This is a genomic window from Candidatus Roizmanbacteria bacterium (assembly GCA_016700135.1).
Taxonomy (GTDB): Bacteria; Patescibacteriota; Microgenomatia; order UBA1406; family GWC2-37-13; genus UBA1450.
In genome coordinates this window covers 366,079-379,824 of record CP065004.1, presented here as the reverse complement: position 1 = coordinate 379,824, position 13,746 = coordinate 366,079, and the positions used below count along the sequence as shown (strand labels likewise).

Annotated in this window: 9 protein-coding genes; 5 read left to right on the top strand and 4 right to left on the bottom strand. The window is 43.7% G+C overall.

Annotated features, from left to right (window positions below):
- The first annotated feature begins 19 nt into the window (after positions 1-19).
- The gene (locus IPM65_02135) at positions 20-1,789 is read left to right on the top strand and encodes an ABC transporter ATP-binding protein (protein QQS44377.1); all 1,770 of its coding nucleotides are present in this window, start codon (positions 20-22) and stop codon (positions 1,787-1,789) included.
- A 2-nt stretch (positions 1,790-1,791) separates the two neighbouring features.
- On the opposite strand, the gene IPM65_02130 is transcribed toward IPM65_02135, so the two are convergent.
- Both IPM65_02130 and IPM65_02125 read right to left on the bottom strand, forming a co-directional pair.
- Positions 1,792-2,103 carry an MscL family protein gene (locus tag IPM65_02130; protein QQS44376.1) on the bottom strand — a complete coding sequence of 104 codons (312 nt, stop codon included), beginning with the start codon at positions 2,101-2,103 and terminating at the stop codon, positions 1,792-1,794.
- Positions 2,104-2,119: 16 nt separating this feature from the next.
- Positions 2,120-3,568 (bottom strand): glycosyltransferase family 39 protein, encoded by a 1,449-nt coding sequence (locus IPM65_02125; GenBank protein QQS44375.1) that lies wholly within the window; start codon positions 3,566-3,568, stop codon positions 2,120-2,122.
- 72 nt (positions 3,569-3,640) lie between these two features.
- On the opposite strand from IPM65_02125, the gene IPM65_02120 reads away from it, so the two are divergent.
- From IPM65_02120 to IPM65_02110, 3 genes are read left to right on the top strand one after another with little or no spacing between them, the layout of a single operon-like run.
- Positions 3,641-4,957, top strand: a complete 1,317-nt coding sequence (locus IPM65_02120; protein ID QQS44374.1) for a hypothetical protein — start codon at positions 3,641-3,643, stop codon at positions 4,955-4,957.
- Positions 4,902-5,495: a transglycosylase family protein gene (locus IPM65_02115; GenBank protein QQS44373.1), complete on the top strand. Its 594-nt coding sequence runs from the start codon at positions 4,902-4,904 to the stop codon at positions 5,493-5,495. Before IPM65_02120 ends, IPM65_02115 begins: the two co-directional genes overlap by 56 nt.
- A gap of 15 nt (positions 5,496-5,510) precedes the next feature.
- The gene (locus tag IPM65_02110) at positions 5,511-6,341 is read left to right on the top strand and encodes an aminotransferase class IV (protein ID QQS44372.1); all 831 of its coding nucleotides are present in this window, start codon (positions 5,511-5,513) and stop codon (positions 6,339-6,341) included.
- A gap of 9 nt (positions 6,342-6,350) precedes the next feature.
- Here IPM65_02110 and IPM65_02105 read toward each other — a convergent pair whose 3' ends face one another.
- Positions 6,351-6,890: a hypothetical protein gene (locus IPM65_02105; GenBank protein QQS44371.1), complete on the bottom strand. Its 540-nt coding sequence runs from the start codon at positions 6,888-6,890 to the stop codon at positions 6,351-6,353.
- Between the two features lie 24 nt (positions 6,891-6,914).
- Positions 6,915-11,567: a hypothetical protein gene (locus IPM65_02100; GenBank protein ID QQS44370.1), complete on the bottom strand. Its 4,653-nt coding sequence runs from the start codon at positions 11,565-11,567 to the stop codon at positions 6,915-6,917.
- 90 nt (positions 11,568-11,657) lie between these two features.
- Between IPM65_02100 and IPM65_02095 the strand changes: the two genes are divergently transcribed.
- Complete coding sequence (locus tag IPM65_02095; GenBank protein QQS44369.1) at positions 11,658-13,697, top strand: hypothetical protein; 2,040 nt, start codon at positions 11,658-11,660, stop codon at positions 13,695-13,697.
- The last annotated feature ends 49 nt before the right edge of the window (positions 13,698-13,746 follow it).

Here is a 13,746-nt window from a genome sequence, read left to right as displayed (position 1 = left end):
TTCATGCTACAATAAGAAGATGAACAACATTATCAAGGTAATCAAATACGCAAAGCCGTATCATATCTACTTCTTAGTTATTGCCCTGATCATTATTCTGACAACGGCACTTGAGCTTGTGTCCCCGTATATCCTCAAACTGATTGTGGATCAGATTGAAATGCAGGTAACAAGCGGGACGGGAGATATTTCCCGCCTTTACTTTCTGATCGGCATTCTTGTTGCATCGGGTACTCTTGCTGCACTTTTTGAAGCGGTCAATCAAAGGATCGGAGACTATACAACCGCCCGGATGGGGAAGTTTCTGACGGAGAAATTCTATCGAAAAATTTTTACGCTTCCTCAACGATATTTCGATACTCAGATTTCAGGAAAAATTCTGAGTCTCCTTTCCCGAGGGATTGTTTCTCTTCAGGACTTCTTGGGAGCAGCTACTAATTTCATTATTCCTGCATTCTTAAGAAGCATTTTTATTATCGTAGTTTTGGCTTTTTACAGCTGGCCGATCGCGCTTTTTACAATGCTGGTCTTTCCGTTCTATGTCCTGGTAAGTCATTTTTCAACGAAAAAATGGGGAGAGTTCCAGATCAAGAAGAATCAGATTGAAGATGTGACACGGGGCCGCATCCAGGAGGTCATCACAAATATCCGACTTGTCAAAAGCTACAATACACAGAAAAAAGAATGGACTTTTGTATCGGATAACATGGAGAAGAGTGTGAAGATTTATGATAAACAATCATTGACGTATCACATTTTGAACTTCTTCCGCAACTTCGGGCTGGAAGTCGGACTGTTTATTGTTTCGATCATCGTATTCCGGAATACATTTATCGGAGTATTGAGTTTAGGAGAAATGGTACTGATCCTTCAATACCTTAATCAAATCAGACGGCCTCTTTTTGCCATGAGCTTTATTCTTGAACGGATGAAACAGGCCGAGACCGGTTCAAAAGAATATTTTGAGGTTCTTGAACTTGAGTCGACGGAAACATTGTCGGATAAGATAAAAAAACCGGTATTTGACCACCCCTCAATCACATTTGACCATGTTTCTTTTGAATATCCGGAAAGTGGTCTTGTCCTAAAAGATGTCAGCTTTACCCTTCCCGGGAAAGAAACGGTTGCATTGGTCGGTCACAGTGGAGCCGGGAAAACGACCCTTATCAATCTAATTCTAAAGTTTTATGAGCCGACGGAAGGGCAGATATTGATGGAAAAATCAAGTTACAAGGATATGTCTCATCAGGAGGTGAGATCCCATATCTCATTGGTATTTCAGGAAAACGAATTGTTCTCAACTACGATTTTTGATAACGTGGCATACGGCAGGACTGACGCGAAGGAAAAGGACGTCATCTCTGCTTTGAAAAAAGCAAATGCATATGATTTCGTGATGAAGTTCCCGAAAGGGATCCATGCCGAGATCGGAGAACGGGGAGTACGGCTTTCCGGAGGACAGAAACAACGTATCCAGATAGCCCGTGCCATCCTTGCCGATGCTCCGATTCTCATTTTAGATGAGGCGACCAGTTCTCTTGACGCCAAGAGTGAAAGACTGGTACAGGAAGCACTCGAGAAACTTATGAAAAACCGATTGGTTATTATCATCGCACATCGTTTTTCAACAATACAAAATGCAGACCGCATTATGGTCCTTGATCAGGGCAGAATTGTTGACTCAGGAGCACCGGGTGATCTTGCCAAGCGAAAGGGCGTTTATTCTGAGCTTCTCAGATATCAGATTGAAGGAAACAAAAAGCTGCTTGAGAAATACGAGCTTAGCTAGCATTATTTCTTTTCTTTCTTTTTGTCGAGCTTATCCAGGCCGAGTCCTTTGAATACGTAGTACACAACGGCTGCGATGATAACAAAATTGATAAGGACGCCGATAAACTGACCGTAATGAACTTCCGCTTTGCCGATAGTCAGTATAGCTGTTGCCAGACTTTCGGTTCTTCCTCCGGCAATAATACTGATTACCGGGTTAATAATATCCTCAACCAGCGATGTCACAACTTTCGTAACCGCGCCTCCCAGGATAAATCCGATAGCAAGACCGATGACTCCCTGTTCCCGAATAAATTCGATAAATTTACTCATAAGAAAAATTTTAAAATTATAATGGCATGGTGATTTTTTCCAGCCGATACAGCATATAGCGATCGTTAACTTCCCAGCTTTTAGTGACTCTTGACGGGCCGAAAGCAGTGTATTCCCACATTACCTGTTTTTGAATAGGATCGTCTTTACGGCTGATAAAATACAAAAGATCAATATTTGAATAATTCTCATACGGTTCAGGATGGATATCTTTAAGTAGAAGTGCATATCGAAGCGGCATCGCCCTGTTGTCCCCCTGTGCATGCATGGCAACATTGAATGAATCGATCGGGTTATCTTTCGAGATAATCTCTGCCGCCGTCCTGAAGTCGGCAATGTTAAGACCGTCCTGATCATAATGTTTGTCAAGATGCAGGTTCCAGGCCTGCATATTCAAAAGGATCAAAAGAGCTCCGACTGCAGTTATAAAAAAAAGCTTTTTTTTAAGAACATAATACAGAGCAAGTGCTGAGAGCAGGAAAAAAGCAGTGTGAAATGAAATCACGTAATGCAACTGCATATATCTGCCGTAACCAATCCCGACCAGAAAAACAAAAAAGAACAAAAGAAGTATCGGAATAAGGTTTTCAATCAGTCGCGGCTTTTTTTTGAGGATTGTATACAGGTATATCGGTAAGCTGATCATTCCCAATCCTCCCATCACAATATTATTCCCGAATATCAGATATCCGATCATCTTGGGCCAAATGATCAGTCCGTGCAAGAGACTTCTTTCCTGGAGGGGGGAGGCACTGAAATACCGAATCATCAGTTTGATATTCAGAAATTCATGACGTACTTCAAAAAGTAAAAACGGCGAAATCCCGATGATAAAACCGGCCAAAAGAAGAAGATAATAATGGACTTTTTTAATTTTTACTGAGGTAAGCCATGGGAAAGCAAGAGCTACGGCGACAAAAACGGAGGTAAAATAGTGCATTTGGATGATCCATCCGATACAAAGTCCAAGCACAGCATATCTTACCATCCGAAACCGTTCATCTATGGTAACAAAAAGATAGAGAATGAGTGTTGAGAAGAAAACTGCCGGATAGGAATTGAAAGCGGCTCGGGAATACTCTACCATCAGCGGAGAAATTGCAAACAAGAAAGCGGCAATAAGTCCCACCTCGGTATTTTTTATCTTTTTCCCGATCAAAAATATCAGCGGGATTGTCAGAAGTGATAAAGTCGTCTGGAATACCGTTCCCGAAAGAGGATGATTGTTCATCAAAAAAAAGAACGGAGCCATAAGATAGTAGACGATCGGTCCGTTGTAAAATCCTCCGACTGAAGTAATCGGACCGAGAAGCGTCAAATCTCCATGGGTAATATTAAATACTTTTGTAGAATCTGAAGCCTGATCTGCCAGAAAAACCGCTAATTCATCCATTCTGTATATCCGTAAGAAAGCTCCGATTAAGAAGATTGCCAGCAGTATAACGATTTCTTTTTTTATCTTCATGTCTGAAAAAGATTGGTAGATTCTTACATTATACCTGAAAAGTACGGTCTGGACAGTATATAATAGAGTAGTATGTCGCTGAAAAAAATGATGTCTCCTTTTTTTGTTATTATCCTTCTTGGTATCTTCATCCGGCTCAGTATTATGTTTGTCGATTTCAGCTTTGATGTGCTTAATCATATCTCCTGGGCAAAAGACGTATGGAACCGTGGGCTTTATGCGTTTTATGAAACGCGGTCAATCGACGTTTATGGTACGGAATACCCGAATTATCCGCCGCTTGCGATCGGATTGTTTGCACCGTTTTATCCGTTGTATCAATGGTTGTTCGGGACGTTCTGGCAACTCAATCTTACCGTTCCGGCATTTCCTTCTGTCGTTGTGATTTTTATGGAGCGTCTGCATTTTCAGGCAGGTCTGATGAAAATCCCGGCGATCCTTTCCGATTTCGGTCTTGCGTGGATCTTAGCACAGATCACCGAAAAACTTTATCCGAAAAGAAAACACCTGAAAGTCCTGGTCATGTCCCTAATTCTTCTTCATCCGACCTTCTTTTACAACAGCGCATTCTTCGGACAGATTGACAGTATCCCGCTGTTTCTTATGGCACTGGCGGTATATTTTAGTTTTTTTGTAAAGAAACCTTACTGGAGTTTCGTTATTCTGACAGCTGCCGTTCTTGTTAAACCTACTGTATTTGTTTTTTTGCCGGTTTTTATGATCTCATTTTTTTCAAGATACGGTTTGAAAACAACTTTGAAGGGTGCTGTGATAAGTATTTTGTTGTTCTGGCTTGCATTTCAGCCGATGGCACAGAAACCGGGAGACCCGCTGTATCCGTTTATTCTCTACAAAGAAGGAATACTTGATACGCAGAGTATCGGAGCGGTAACGAATGCCGCATACAATGCCTGGGCCCTGTATCCGCCATTGTTTTTCGTTCCGGCAGAGACTTCATTGATCGGCAGTATTACGTACGGGACTGTCGGGACAATTATCGCCGGAGGGTTTATCTTAGCCTTATCCGTTTTATATTGGAAAAACCGCTCGGGCAAGTTGTCATTGTTTATTGCACTTTCACTCTGTGCTTTTGCGTCATTCCTGTTTTTAACCAAAATGCATGAACGGTATCTTATACTTATTCTGCCGTTTCTTCTTGTCCCGGCAGTGAAATATCGTTCCATTATGTATGCATGGGGTATACTTTCACTTATTAGTTTTCTGAATTTATATAAAAGCTGGTCGGTTCCGAAAGTTGAGCCGATCGTGCAGGCTCTATCATCAGATCCGATAGTCATAATCCTTTCGGCAATCAATGTTTTGTTATTTTTGTATGTATTTAGATTCTTTGTATCACACAACCAGAAAGCGTCCTCTGCGGCGGACTGATGCAACAGTTTCCCTATTTTCACAATACAAATGGGCACTAGTCGCGCTGCTTTTCATATCTTTGTTTGTGACGTATCGGGTCAGGGCGACCGGTCAGGTACTCGGGGTAGTGATAATACCGACACTGACACCTACCCCTACGCAAACCCCTACCCCGACATTTACTCCTTCACCGACACTCACTCCCACCAACACTCCCACCCCGACCAATACTCCGAGTCCTACTCCTACTTCCACCCCGACTCCGATGCCGACCAGTGATTTTGAAAACTATTTCGACCAATACAGCAGACAGTATGGAGTGGACAAGGAAGTAATGAAAAAAATCGCATACTGTGAATCAGGCGGTCACCCTGGAGCAAACAACGGGGAGTATGGCGGCATGTTCCAGTACTCAGTGGAGACCTGGCAGGCAACCCGGGTTCAAATGGGAGCGGATACAAATCCGGATCTCAGATTCGGTGCAAAAGAAGCGATAGAAACAACAGCCTTCAAACTGTCCCGGGGAGGTGACAAAGCCTGGGTGAACTGTAGGTAGTATAATGCAACTCATATGAAACAGATTTTTTCCGTTAACGGACAGATCAAGCCTCTGTCAGAAGCTCAAATTCCTGCAGAACGTATTGAGACAATGTATGGTTTCGGTGTTTACGAAACCATGAAAGTACGAAACAGAACACTCTATTTTGCAGAAAATCATATCGATCGGTTGTTTCATTCTGCGTCGTGTATAGAGCTTCAACATCCGTTTACTGCAAAAGAAGTTGAGGCTTCGATCCATGCACTGCTGACTGAACTTTCCGAAGACGCACTCAACCTTAAAATGCTTCTCATGGGAAGTCAGAATCCGGAAGAGGCGACATTGTATTTGTTCCCGCTTGCTCCCTTTTTCCCGAAAAGGATATGGTACCGGGACGGAGTAAGTGTCTGCAGTTTCGTTTATGAACGGTGGATGCCGCAGGCAAAATCACTGAATATGCTTCCGAGTTATTATTACTTTACCCAGGCAAAAAAAGAAGGACATTACGATGCTCTTTTTGTTGACAACGCTCTTAATATCAGGGAAGGAACACGAACGAATTTTTATGTAATGAAAGGAAAAAAAATATTTTCCCCTCCGAAAGAAGACGTGTTGGAAGGTGTGACTATGATGACACTGGAAAAGGCCATCCGGGAATCACCTTTTACCCTACAATACAAACGCATTCCGTATACCTCACTTCTTTCATACGATGGGGCGTTTTTGAGCAGTACCAGTACCAAAATTATCCCTATTTCTCAGATAGACGGGAAGCCCTTGGAGATTTCGCCGCAGTTTCGTGAACTCATGGACCTTTACAATAATGCACTGGAACGTTCCGAGGGATTGATGTCAGGTATCTGAATAAGAATTTCAAATCAGTTCTTTCGCAATCATCTCTTTGACCCAGGGAGCCAGAATGGAGTAGAGAGGGCTTTTTTTATTTTTAATTTCTTCAACTTTCTGCAAAGAGTAGCCGTATGCAAACTCAAGATTGATTTTAGGAACGATTTTCGTACGGCAAGTATAAATATGACAGACTTCATGCTCAATGTAGTCGGAATGGGGATCTTTTGCTTTGTAATAAATAGAACCGTCGTGTACCGGTTTCTGAATCAAATGCTCCTCTGTCAAACCGAGTTCACGCTGTATCGTACGGTATAAAGTAATTTCATCAGCTTCAATTTCTCCGTTTATCATCAGCTGGTGAGAGGAAACTGAAAGATCAAATACATTGTCAAATACGGGATGCTTCCGATGCTGCAGAATGGCATAGTCGTTGTAGAAAACTGCCACAGTTATCGCACGGTGAAGAAGTCCCTTCTTGTGTGCTGTCCATTTTTCAACGGAGTCAAGAATAGTATCATGCTCATCAACGTGAGCAATTTCCTGTTGTTCATCATAATAACTCATGTAGGTATTGTATCAACTTCAGCCTCACTTGTCAGCCTTTTCTTGTAGTTTTGATTTAATGGCATTGATGGAATCGGCGGTCTGATCACCGGTCGGTTCGGGGGTGTCTACAGATTCGAGCTTTTCTTGGACGGCTTTGACTCGGTCTTCGATGCTTTTCGGAGCCTGTTCTTCGTCATCCAGATCCATGTGCATTTCTTTATTTTCTTCTTCTTTCTTTGCCACATCGACCAGGACTTCTTCTTCCTCGCCCTGATCTTTCTTCATCTGGTCTTTTACGGCTTCTTCGCGCTCGAGTATCTTTTGTGTCAATTTGGCGGCTTCGAGCTTCGCTTTCAGATACACGATCAGTTCCTCTCCCTTCAGGTTGTTGATCAGGAAAATCGGGAGGAGATAGCCGAGCTCGTCCAGTCCTTCCTGCTGCATACGCTCATCAGGTGAGAGGATTTTATTGAGGGTATTTGTGATATATACAATCTCCTGATCGACCCAGTCTTTTCGGGTTTGGATCGTATCCGTGACGGGAACTTCACCTTCCTCATAGTGCTTAGTCCACATGTCTTTCACTTCCTCATAGTCTTCGAGTGAGATACTCTGAGGAATCGAGATTGTTTTTTCGATATGTTTTTCCGGTTCGCTTGCTACTTCCATCTGCTTCTGCATGACATCGCTGACCTGCTGAGGTTCCATTCCTTCCTGTTCGGCTACCTGTGCCACGATCTGATCGGATGAGATGACGGAGTCAGCAAGGGTTATGAGAACTGTCTGGACACTTGCTTTTGGTATTCCTGATGATTCGTTGATTGTCTGGACAATTTTTTCTGACGGCTGATTGATGTTATTGGCATAGGTTGACATAATGTTTTTCACCTGCTGTGTTTTCAGCTGTGTCTGATTGGCCAGGTTTTCGACAAAGGTTTCGTTTTGGATGGCGGTCATCATAAGATTGTGGATAATCTTCTGTGATTCGGTCTCTGAGATATTTGATTGCTGTGAAACCTGTTTGATGATAGATGTCTCCGGTCCGGCAGTAGTTGTTACTGATTGAGGCATTGCATTGGCAATCTTCTGTACATTGCTTTCGGACATGTTCGTGGTTTGTGCGATCTGGGTGACAGTTTGCGGAGCATTTGTCAATATTTCAGAAGAAGACTGCATGATATTCTGGACCTGTTCCTGGGTCAGGTTAGTTTCAGTAGCCACGGATTTCACCAGTTCTGTCGGAGCCTCGGTCAGGTGCTGCGTATAACTGGCATATGCATTTTTGACTGTTGCTGCATCGATCTGAGTATGCTGTGCCACCTGATTTATAAGTTCTTCATTGGATGCAAATGTCTGGATGACATTGGTGACATCTCCTTCTGTCAAGGCTGTACTAGTCGCGGTATCCGTAATGATGGTATCTGCAACCGGGGTCGTATCAGTTTTTTGAGTGATAGTCGTGACTGATTGAGCAATCTGTTTGATTGTTTCAACAGGAGCATTCGTAATCTGGGTGATTTGTTCCTGATAGGTATTTGAATTTGAGACAGCGGTTGCAGCTGACTGAATAATTGAATTCACATGTTCTTCGCTCACCTTTGTGTCTGATGCCACTGATTTGATAATGGTGTTTGAGGATTCATTCAGATGGGTGCTGAATGACTGGAGGACCTGTGAGACAGTCTGCTGTTCCATATTGGTTTCTTCAGCAACCTGAGTAGTGAGGTTTGTGTTCTGACTGAAGGTCTCAAGAATCTGCTGAATAGTCGTACTTTCGCTGGATGAGGCGGTTGCAATGTTTTGGACAGCCGGTGCCGTTTTGTCTTTTGAAACCTCAACGGTTCTGCCTATGGACTGTGAAATCTTCTGCACGGTTTCATTCTGGACATTTGATGATTTTGCGATCGTTGCTTGTTCGGTCTTCGAGTTTGTTACTGCCTGTGAAACATTCTGCAGAATGTTCTGGACCTGTCCTTCATTTATTTGTGTTTCCTGTGCAATCTTGTGAGTGATATTCTCGGACGTTTGGTTCAGGTTATTGGCATAACTTTTGATGACACTGGAAACTTCATGTTCCTGCATGTTCGTTTGATTTGCGACGCTTTTGATTGTTGTTGGGTTGTTTGCAATTTCGTTGATGACATTTTGGATTGTTTTTGAAGTTACAGTGGTTTGACTTGATGCTGCTTTGACGACACCGGCAATGGCCGGCTGATTTGTCTGTACTGTTGAGACTTCTACGGCTTTTTCAATGACGGTCTGGACGTCATGAGTGGTGACATTATTTTTCTCGGCCACTTCTTTCACCAGAGTGCTGTTTTCCATTACTTTTGATGTCTGATTCAGGATACGGGAAACGGTACTTCTTTCGACTTTTGTCTCATCGGAAATTTTTTCTACCAATCTCGTTGCAGGCATACTCATGTTTTTGACGAAAGACTGGACGACCGCTTTGACAATTACTGTCGGCTGACCGGTCGGCGGTGCGATTTGCTCAATCACCTGTTCATTTGATACTGCGGAAGTAAAAGCCTGCTGGACAAGCTGTTCGACCTGAGGCGGCGGAAGTTGGGTAGTTGAGGCCACTGCCTGGACGGTAGATTCTTCACGGGTGACTGAGGATCTGATACTGGTCAGAACCTTCGTAATCTGTTTACTGTCCAGTTTTTCCACCGTGGCAATCTGTCGGAGCATATGTGCCTGTGAGCTGATTGTACCTGCCTGCTGGAGGACCTGTTTTACGGTACTCACTGAAGTGTTATTCTCTTTGGCAATATTGTTGACGACTTTGGATACTGGACTGTTCGTTGTCTTGTTATATGAGTTCAAAATGTTGTTTACAATCTGCGGAGGAGTGTTCGTGGATCTTGCAATCGATTCTATAGCTTTTGTATTGTTGGTAATATTCTTGGTATAGGTATTTGTTATATTCGTGACTTTTTCTTTCGGCACGTGGGTCTCTTCGGTCACAACCTGAGAAATCGTAATTGTCTGAGGCATTGATTTGATGATCGATTCGCGGATCTTTGTTTTCTCGGACACGGATGTCGAAGTAGAGGCAAGGATCGTGCGGGCCATTGAGTCATTCTTAATAGCTCGTGCAAAAAGCTCAGACCGCAGATTCATATACTGCTGTCTTTCGGCAGGTCTTTGCGCTTTTACTGGATTTGCGAGGAAGGTGAGATTTTGGTTCACGACACTTTGCATCTGCTTGTTTGTTTCGACTCTTGCGATATCCGTGATACGGGAAGCGGAAAGATTGAGGTTCTTCGCCAGATCGATTGTCATGGATTTCTTCATCTGGGCAAGTGATCCGAGAGAGACTTTAATATCGGTTTCGATCGGGATATTTCGATCCAACTTCATAGTAGGACCTGTGGGGCCGGATGGAGTAGGTCCTTTTGAAGGTCCGCCGCGCATGTTGTCATACATTGCCAGAAGAATATTCTTCATAGCATATATCCCATCACAGCAATAATCACGGAAAATTCGAAGGAGCCACCAGGGGAAGAATGTGACAGCCCACAGCATGAGAAGTGTGATGACATATTCGGCAAAGGTGTCGACATAGCTGCCGTTGTTCATGGCGCTAATAGGACGGGAAGGTATTTCTGAAGCGGCTCCATAGATTCTTTGAGCAGGTCCTCCGTATACGATATTTATACCTGTCGGATAAATATACCCGCCGATTTTTTCAACACGTGAAAAGTCAAAACTAAAGGGAATACCGTACTCCCAAATTTTTGCCATTGCACCTAAAAAGAGAGTGAGAAGAGGTCCGTAAAAAAGCCACTGAAAAAATACTCCGATCCAAATCCATCCCGTGTTCCTGATAAAAATAAACGGCATAAGAAGCGCCAAAAACGGCGATACAAAAAGCAAAAACCAGAGAAGAATTTTTCTCAAGAGGAGCATGCTTCCCATCACGTAGTAACTGACATTGGTCAGTTTCAGCATAAAGATTTCAGCATCGACTCCTTCCTGCACACGGATATTCAGGTCACGACAGCCGACGAATGTTGTGTAGCTGGCTTCAGTCCGGCCAAGAAGATTGTCGTCTGCCGCAAAGTATATATTAAAGAGCTTCTGACCTCCCAGATTTTCGTATGAAAATTTCATCAGGACCTCCGAGAACTGGATCAGGAAAAACACGATAGAAGCTGAGAAGGCCACATACAACAACATGGTTCCTATTTTGATAATCGTCGGCCAGATCCGGATTTTAAAGTCATAGTTTGTACGCTGACTGATGATATAGCCGATTCCGAAGACAGCTGCTACGAGTACTACACCGAAGAGAGCAAGCATCGCAGTATACTGCCAAATATCAGTAAGAACTCGTGCATTGTCAATTGCGCTGGTATTCAGGACCCAGTACAAAAACTGTCTGGCACGTTCATCGGCTTTTCCCTGAGCCGTAATGGCAGGGTCTTCTATCCAGTAATGTTTTGTTTTCGGATCTGTTAGGAAATCCGCGTAGCTCGTCGCACATATGTCTTTTTCCCCAGCATCACGCAGGGCCTGATATATCGGCTCGACTTCATTCGGACATGTCAGAGATTCGCGGTTTCCGCAGAAAATCGGAGGCTTATCAACAGGCGGAAAACCGTAAAAATCCATCTGTGCACTCACCGGTTTAGCCGGGACAAAAAAGAAGAAAAAAGCTGCGATGATGATGAGCTTACGTATGTTCATAAACAAAGGGTTAAGAGATATGCCTCTTATTTCATATTAGTATAGATAAAGAAGATTGACAATATTGTATTTCTCTGCAATTATGTAATTATGAGACATATACGCATTTTCCTTCTTTTACTAACCCTTTTAATTATTCCTCAAACCGTTTCGGCAGAAACTCCTCCTGCAGTGTGGCAGCCGCTTTGTGTGCCCTTCAAGCACTGTGGCGGCGGAGCAGGAAATGAGAACTGTGCCCCTCTTTCAAAAAATAATCCTCAGGCAGATCTGATTCATACAAGTTCGCACTGGGGACATCGCGCACAGCTTGATTTCCGGGGACTGTCAATTCCTGCGGGCCAAAAAGTCATTCTTATGGAATGTATAAAGCCTGATGAACCGGCACGTGATGATAACAATGACGGTGAAGCTGACTGGTACTGTACGACCGGTTTTTCGGAAAACGATAAACAATTTTATTGTGCTGGAGGAAGCGACAGTGCATCCTGTGACGTGAAATCATACCTCAATCAGCTTGATCGTGTCACATACGGAATAAACGGCGACACCGTCAAAAATCGTGACGGGGCTTCATTTGTCTTAAACGATACTCACGGATTTTTCTATAAATCCAATTCAGATCTGAATGATGTTAATGATCCGTTCAGACAAGCAGATGCGTCAACAGAACTGAAAACAGACGCAACCGGGAAGTTGAATGTCACGTTCGGAGAAGTACAGGGATATACGATGTATGCGGCAAGACGTAAATACGTCGTCTACTATGTTCCGGAGGTACTCCCGACACCGGCAAGCCGTGATGCATCGGGGACGGGCGGACAACAACAGGACCAATTGACATGGAGGGATGTCACGGAGTTCCAGCAGGATGAGTGTGATTTCGGACCGGGTTGGGATCCGTACGGTCGTGTCTTTGACTCTGTGTCACTTGAACCGATCCCGGGTGTTTCCGTTTCACTCCTTCAGAAAAACCCTCAAGGGGCATTTGATGCAGGATATGCAAAGCAGCGAAACAATCTGATTATGAATCCGTTTATGACAGGATCAGCCGGAGACTTCTCATTCTTTGTCGAGGACGGTGACTATCGACTGACACCGGTCTTGGCAAGTTATGTCCATCCTTTGACCAAAGACTGGACTCAAAAAGGAAATGCTGCCCAGATTTATTCTGACTTTTATCTCAATGATTCCCCGGCAATTCTTCAAAGAGGTGCTATCCAACACAGAGATATTCCGTTTATACCGACGGACGGCATTGGAAAAACTTATGATTTGGTTGTCCTGTCTTCCGAAAGTAAAACGGCAGCAAACGGAGATCTCATATTTCAGGGGCGCGTCTCACATCCGTTTGCCGAAGTTATTGTTGACACCTGTAGGCTGAACAACGGTGTTGAGGTCTGCGGTGACAGAAAAATCTTCGGAAAACTTAACGGTGGGGCTGACAAAGAAGGAAGATTTAATGTAACTTTGAAGCAGTCAGAGCTTCAACCCGGTGAATATTACAAGAGGTCATTCAGAAAGATAAATCTTCAGACAATGACGTCATCTGAGACAGAATCGTTGAAAGGCGGCTTTGCCCTCAATTCAATCCCTTCCTATCTGGAAGGTTATGCATACGATCAAGACGGAAAGCTTATCCGCGGAGGATATGTAGGCCTGTACCTCATCAGTATGCCGGTGCCTCAATATGTTGCGCCGATTGATAATAACGGTTTCTACAGAATTACATCAGAAAATATCCCGAAAGAACCGTATATCATCAAGTACCTGACAGCAGACGGAGAAGAGTACAAGCCGACTGCAGAACTCAGGATTGCAGATTATCTCAATCAGAATAAAGAGTTCCTGACGGCGGAGCAGATTGCTTTATACACTCCGGTTACCGCAACGACTAATCCGCGCCGCACAGTCACTCCGGAATTTGTACCCGAACAGCAGGTCAGTCCGATCATGACTGAAGACCAGACAAAAGACAAACAGGCTACTCAGCAAGCAGAAACGACTGAAGAAGGTGAGCGGAACCCGATGATCCTTGTTGCCGCAATCTTGCTTCTTCTTGTAGGAGGAGCCGGTGCGCTGCTAGCAGTATATGTCTACAAGAAAAAGGCTGCTGAAACAGAAGGAATGTAAAAAAACTCATACCCCGGAAACGGGGTATAGTTTTATTCTGTCATATATG

Coding starts and splice junctions, on each gene's coding strand:
- IPM65_02120 (QQS44374.1), top strand. CDS start 3,641: ATGTCGCTGAAAAAAATGATGTCTCCTTTTTTTGTTATTATCCTTCTT.
- IPM65_02095 (QQS44369.1), top strand. CDS start 11,658: ATGAGACATATACGCATTTTCCTTCTTTTACTAACCCTTTTAATTATT.
- IPM65_02110 (QQS44372.1), top strand. CDS start 5,511: ATGAAACAGATTTTTTCCGTTAACGGACAGATCAAGCCTCTGTCAGAA.
- IPM65_02115 (QQS44373.1), top strand. CDS start 4,902: ATGTATTTAGATTCTTTGTATCACACAACCAGAAAGCGTCCTCTGCGG.
- IPM65_02125 (QQS44375.1), bottom strand. CDS start 3,568: ATGAAGATAAAAAAAGAAATCGTTATACTGCTGGCAATCTTCTTAATC.
- IPM65_02130 (QQS44376.1), bottom strand. CDS start 2,103: ATGAGTAAATTTATCGAATTTATTCGGGAACAGGGAGTCATCGGTCTT.
- IPM65_02105 (QQS44371.1), bottom strand. CDS start 6,890: ATGAGTTATTATGATGAACAACAGGAAATTGCTCACGTTGATGAGCAT.
- IPM65_02100 (QQS44370.1), bottom strand. CDS start 11,567: ATGAACATACGTAAGCTCATCATCATCGCAGCTTTTTTCTTCTTTTTT.
- IPM65_02135 (QQS44377.1), top strand. CDS start 20: ATGAACAACATTATCAAGGTAATCAAATACGCAAAGCCGTATCATATC.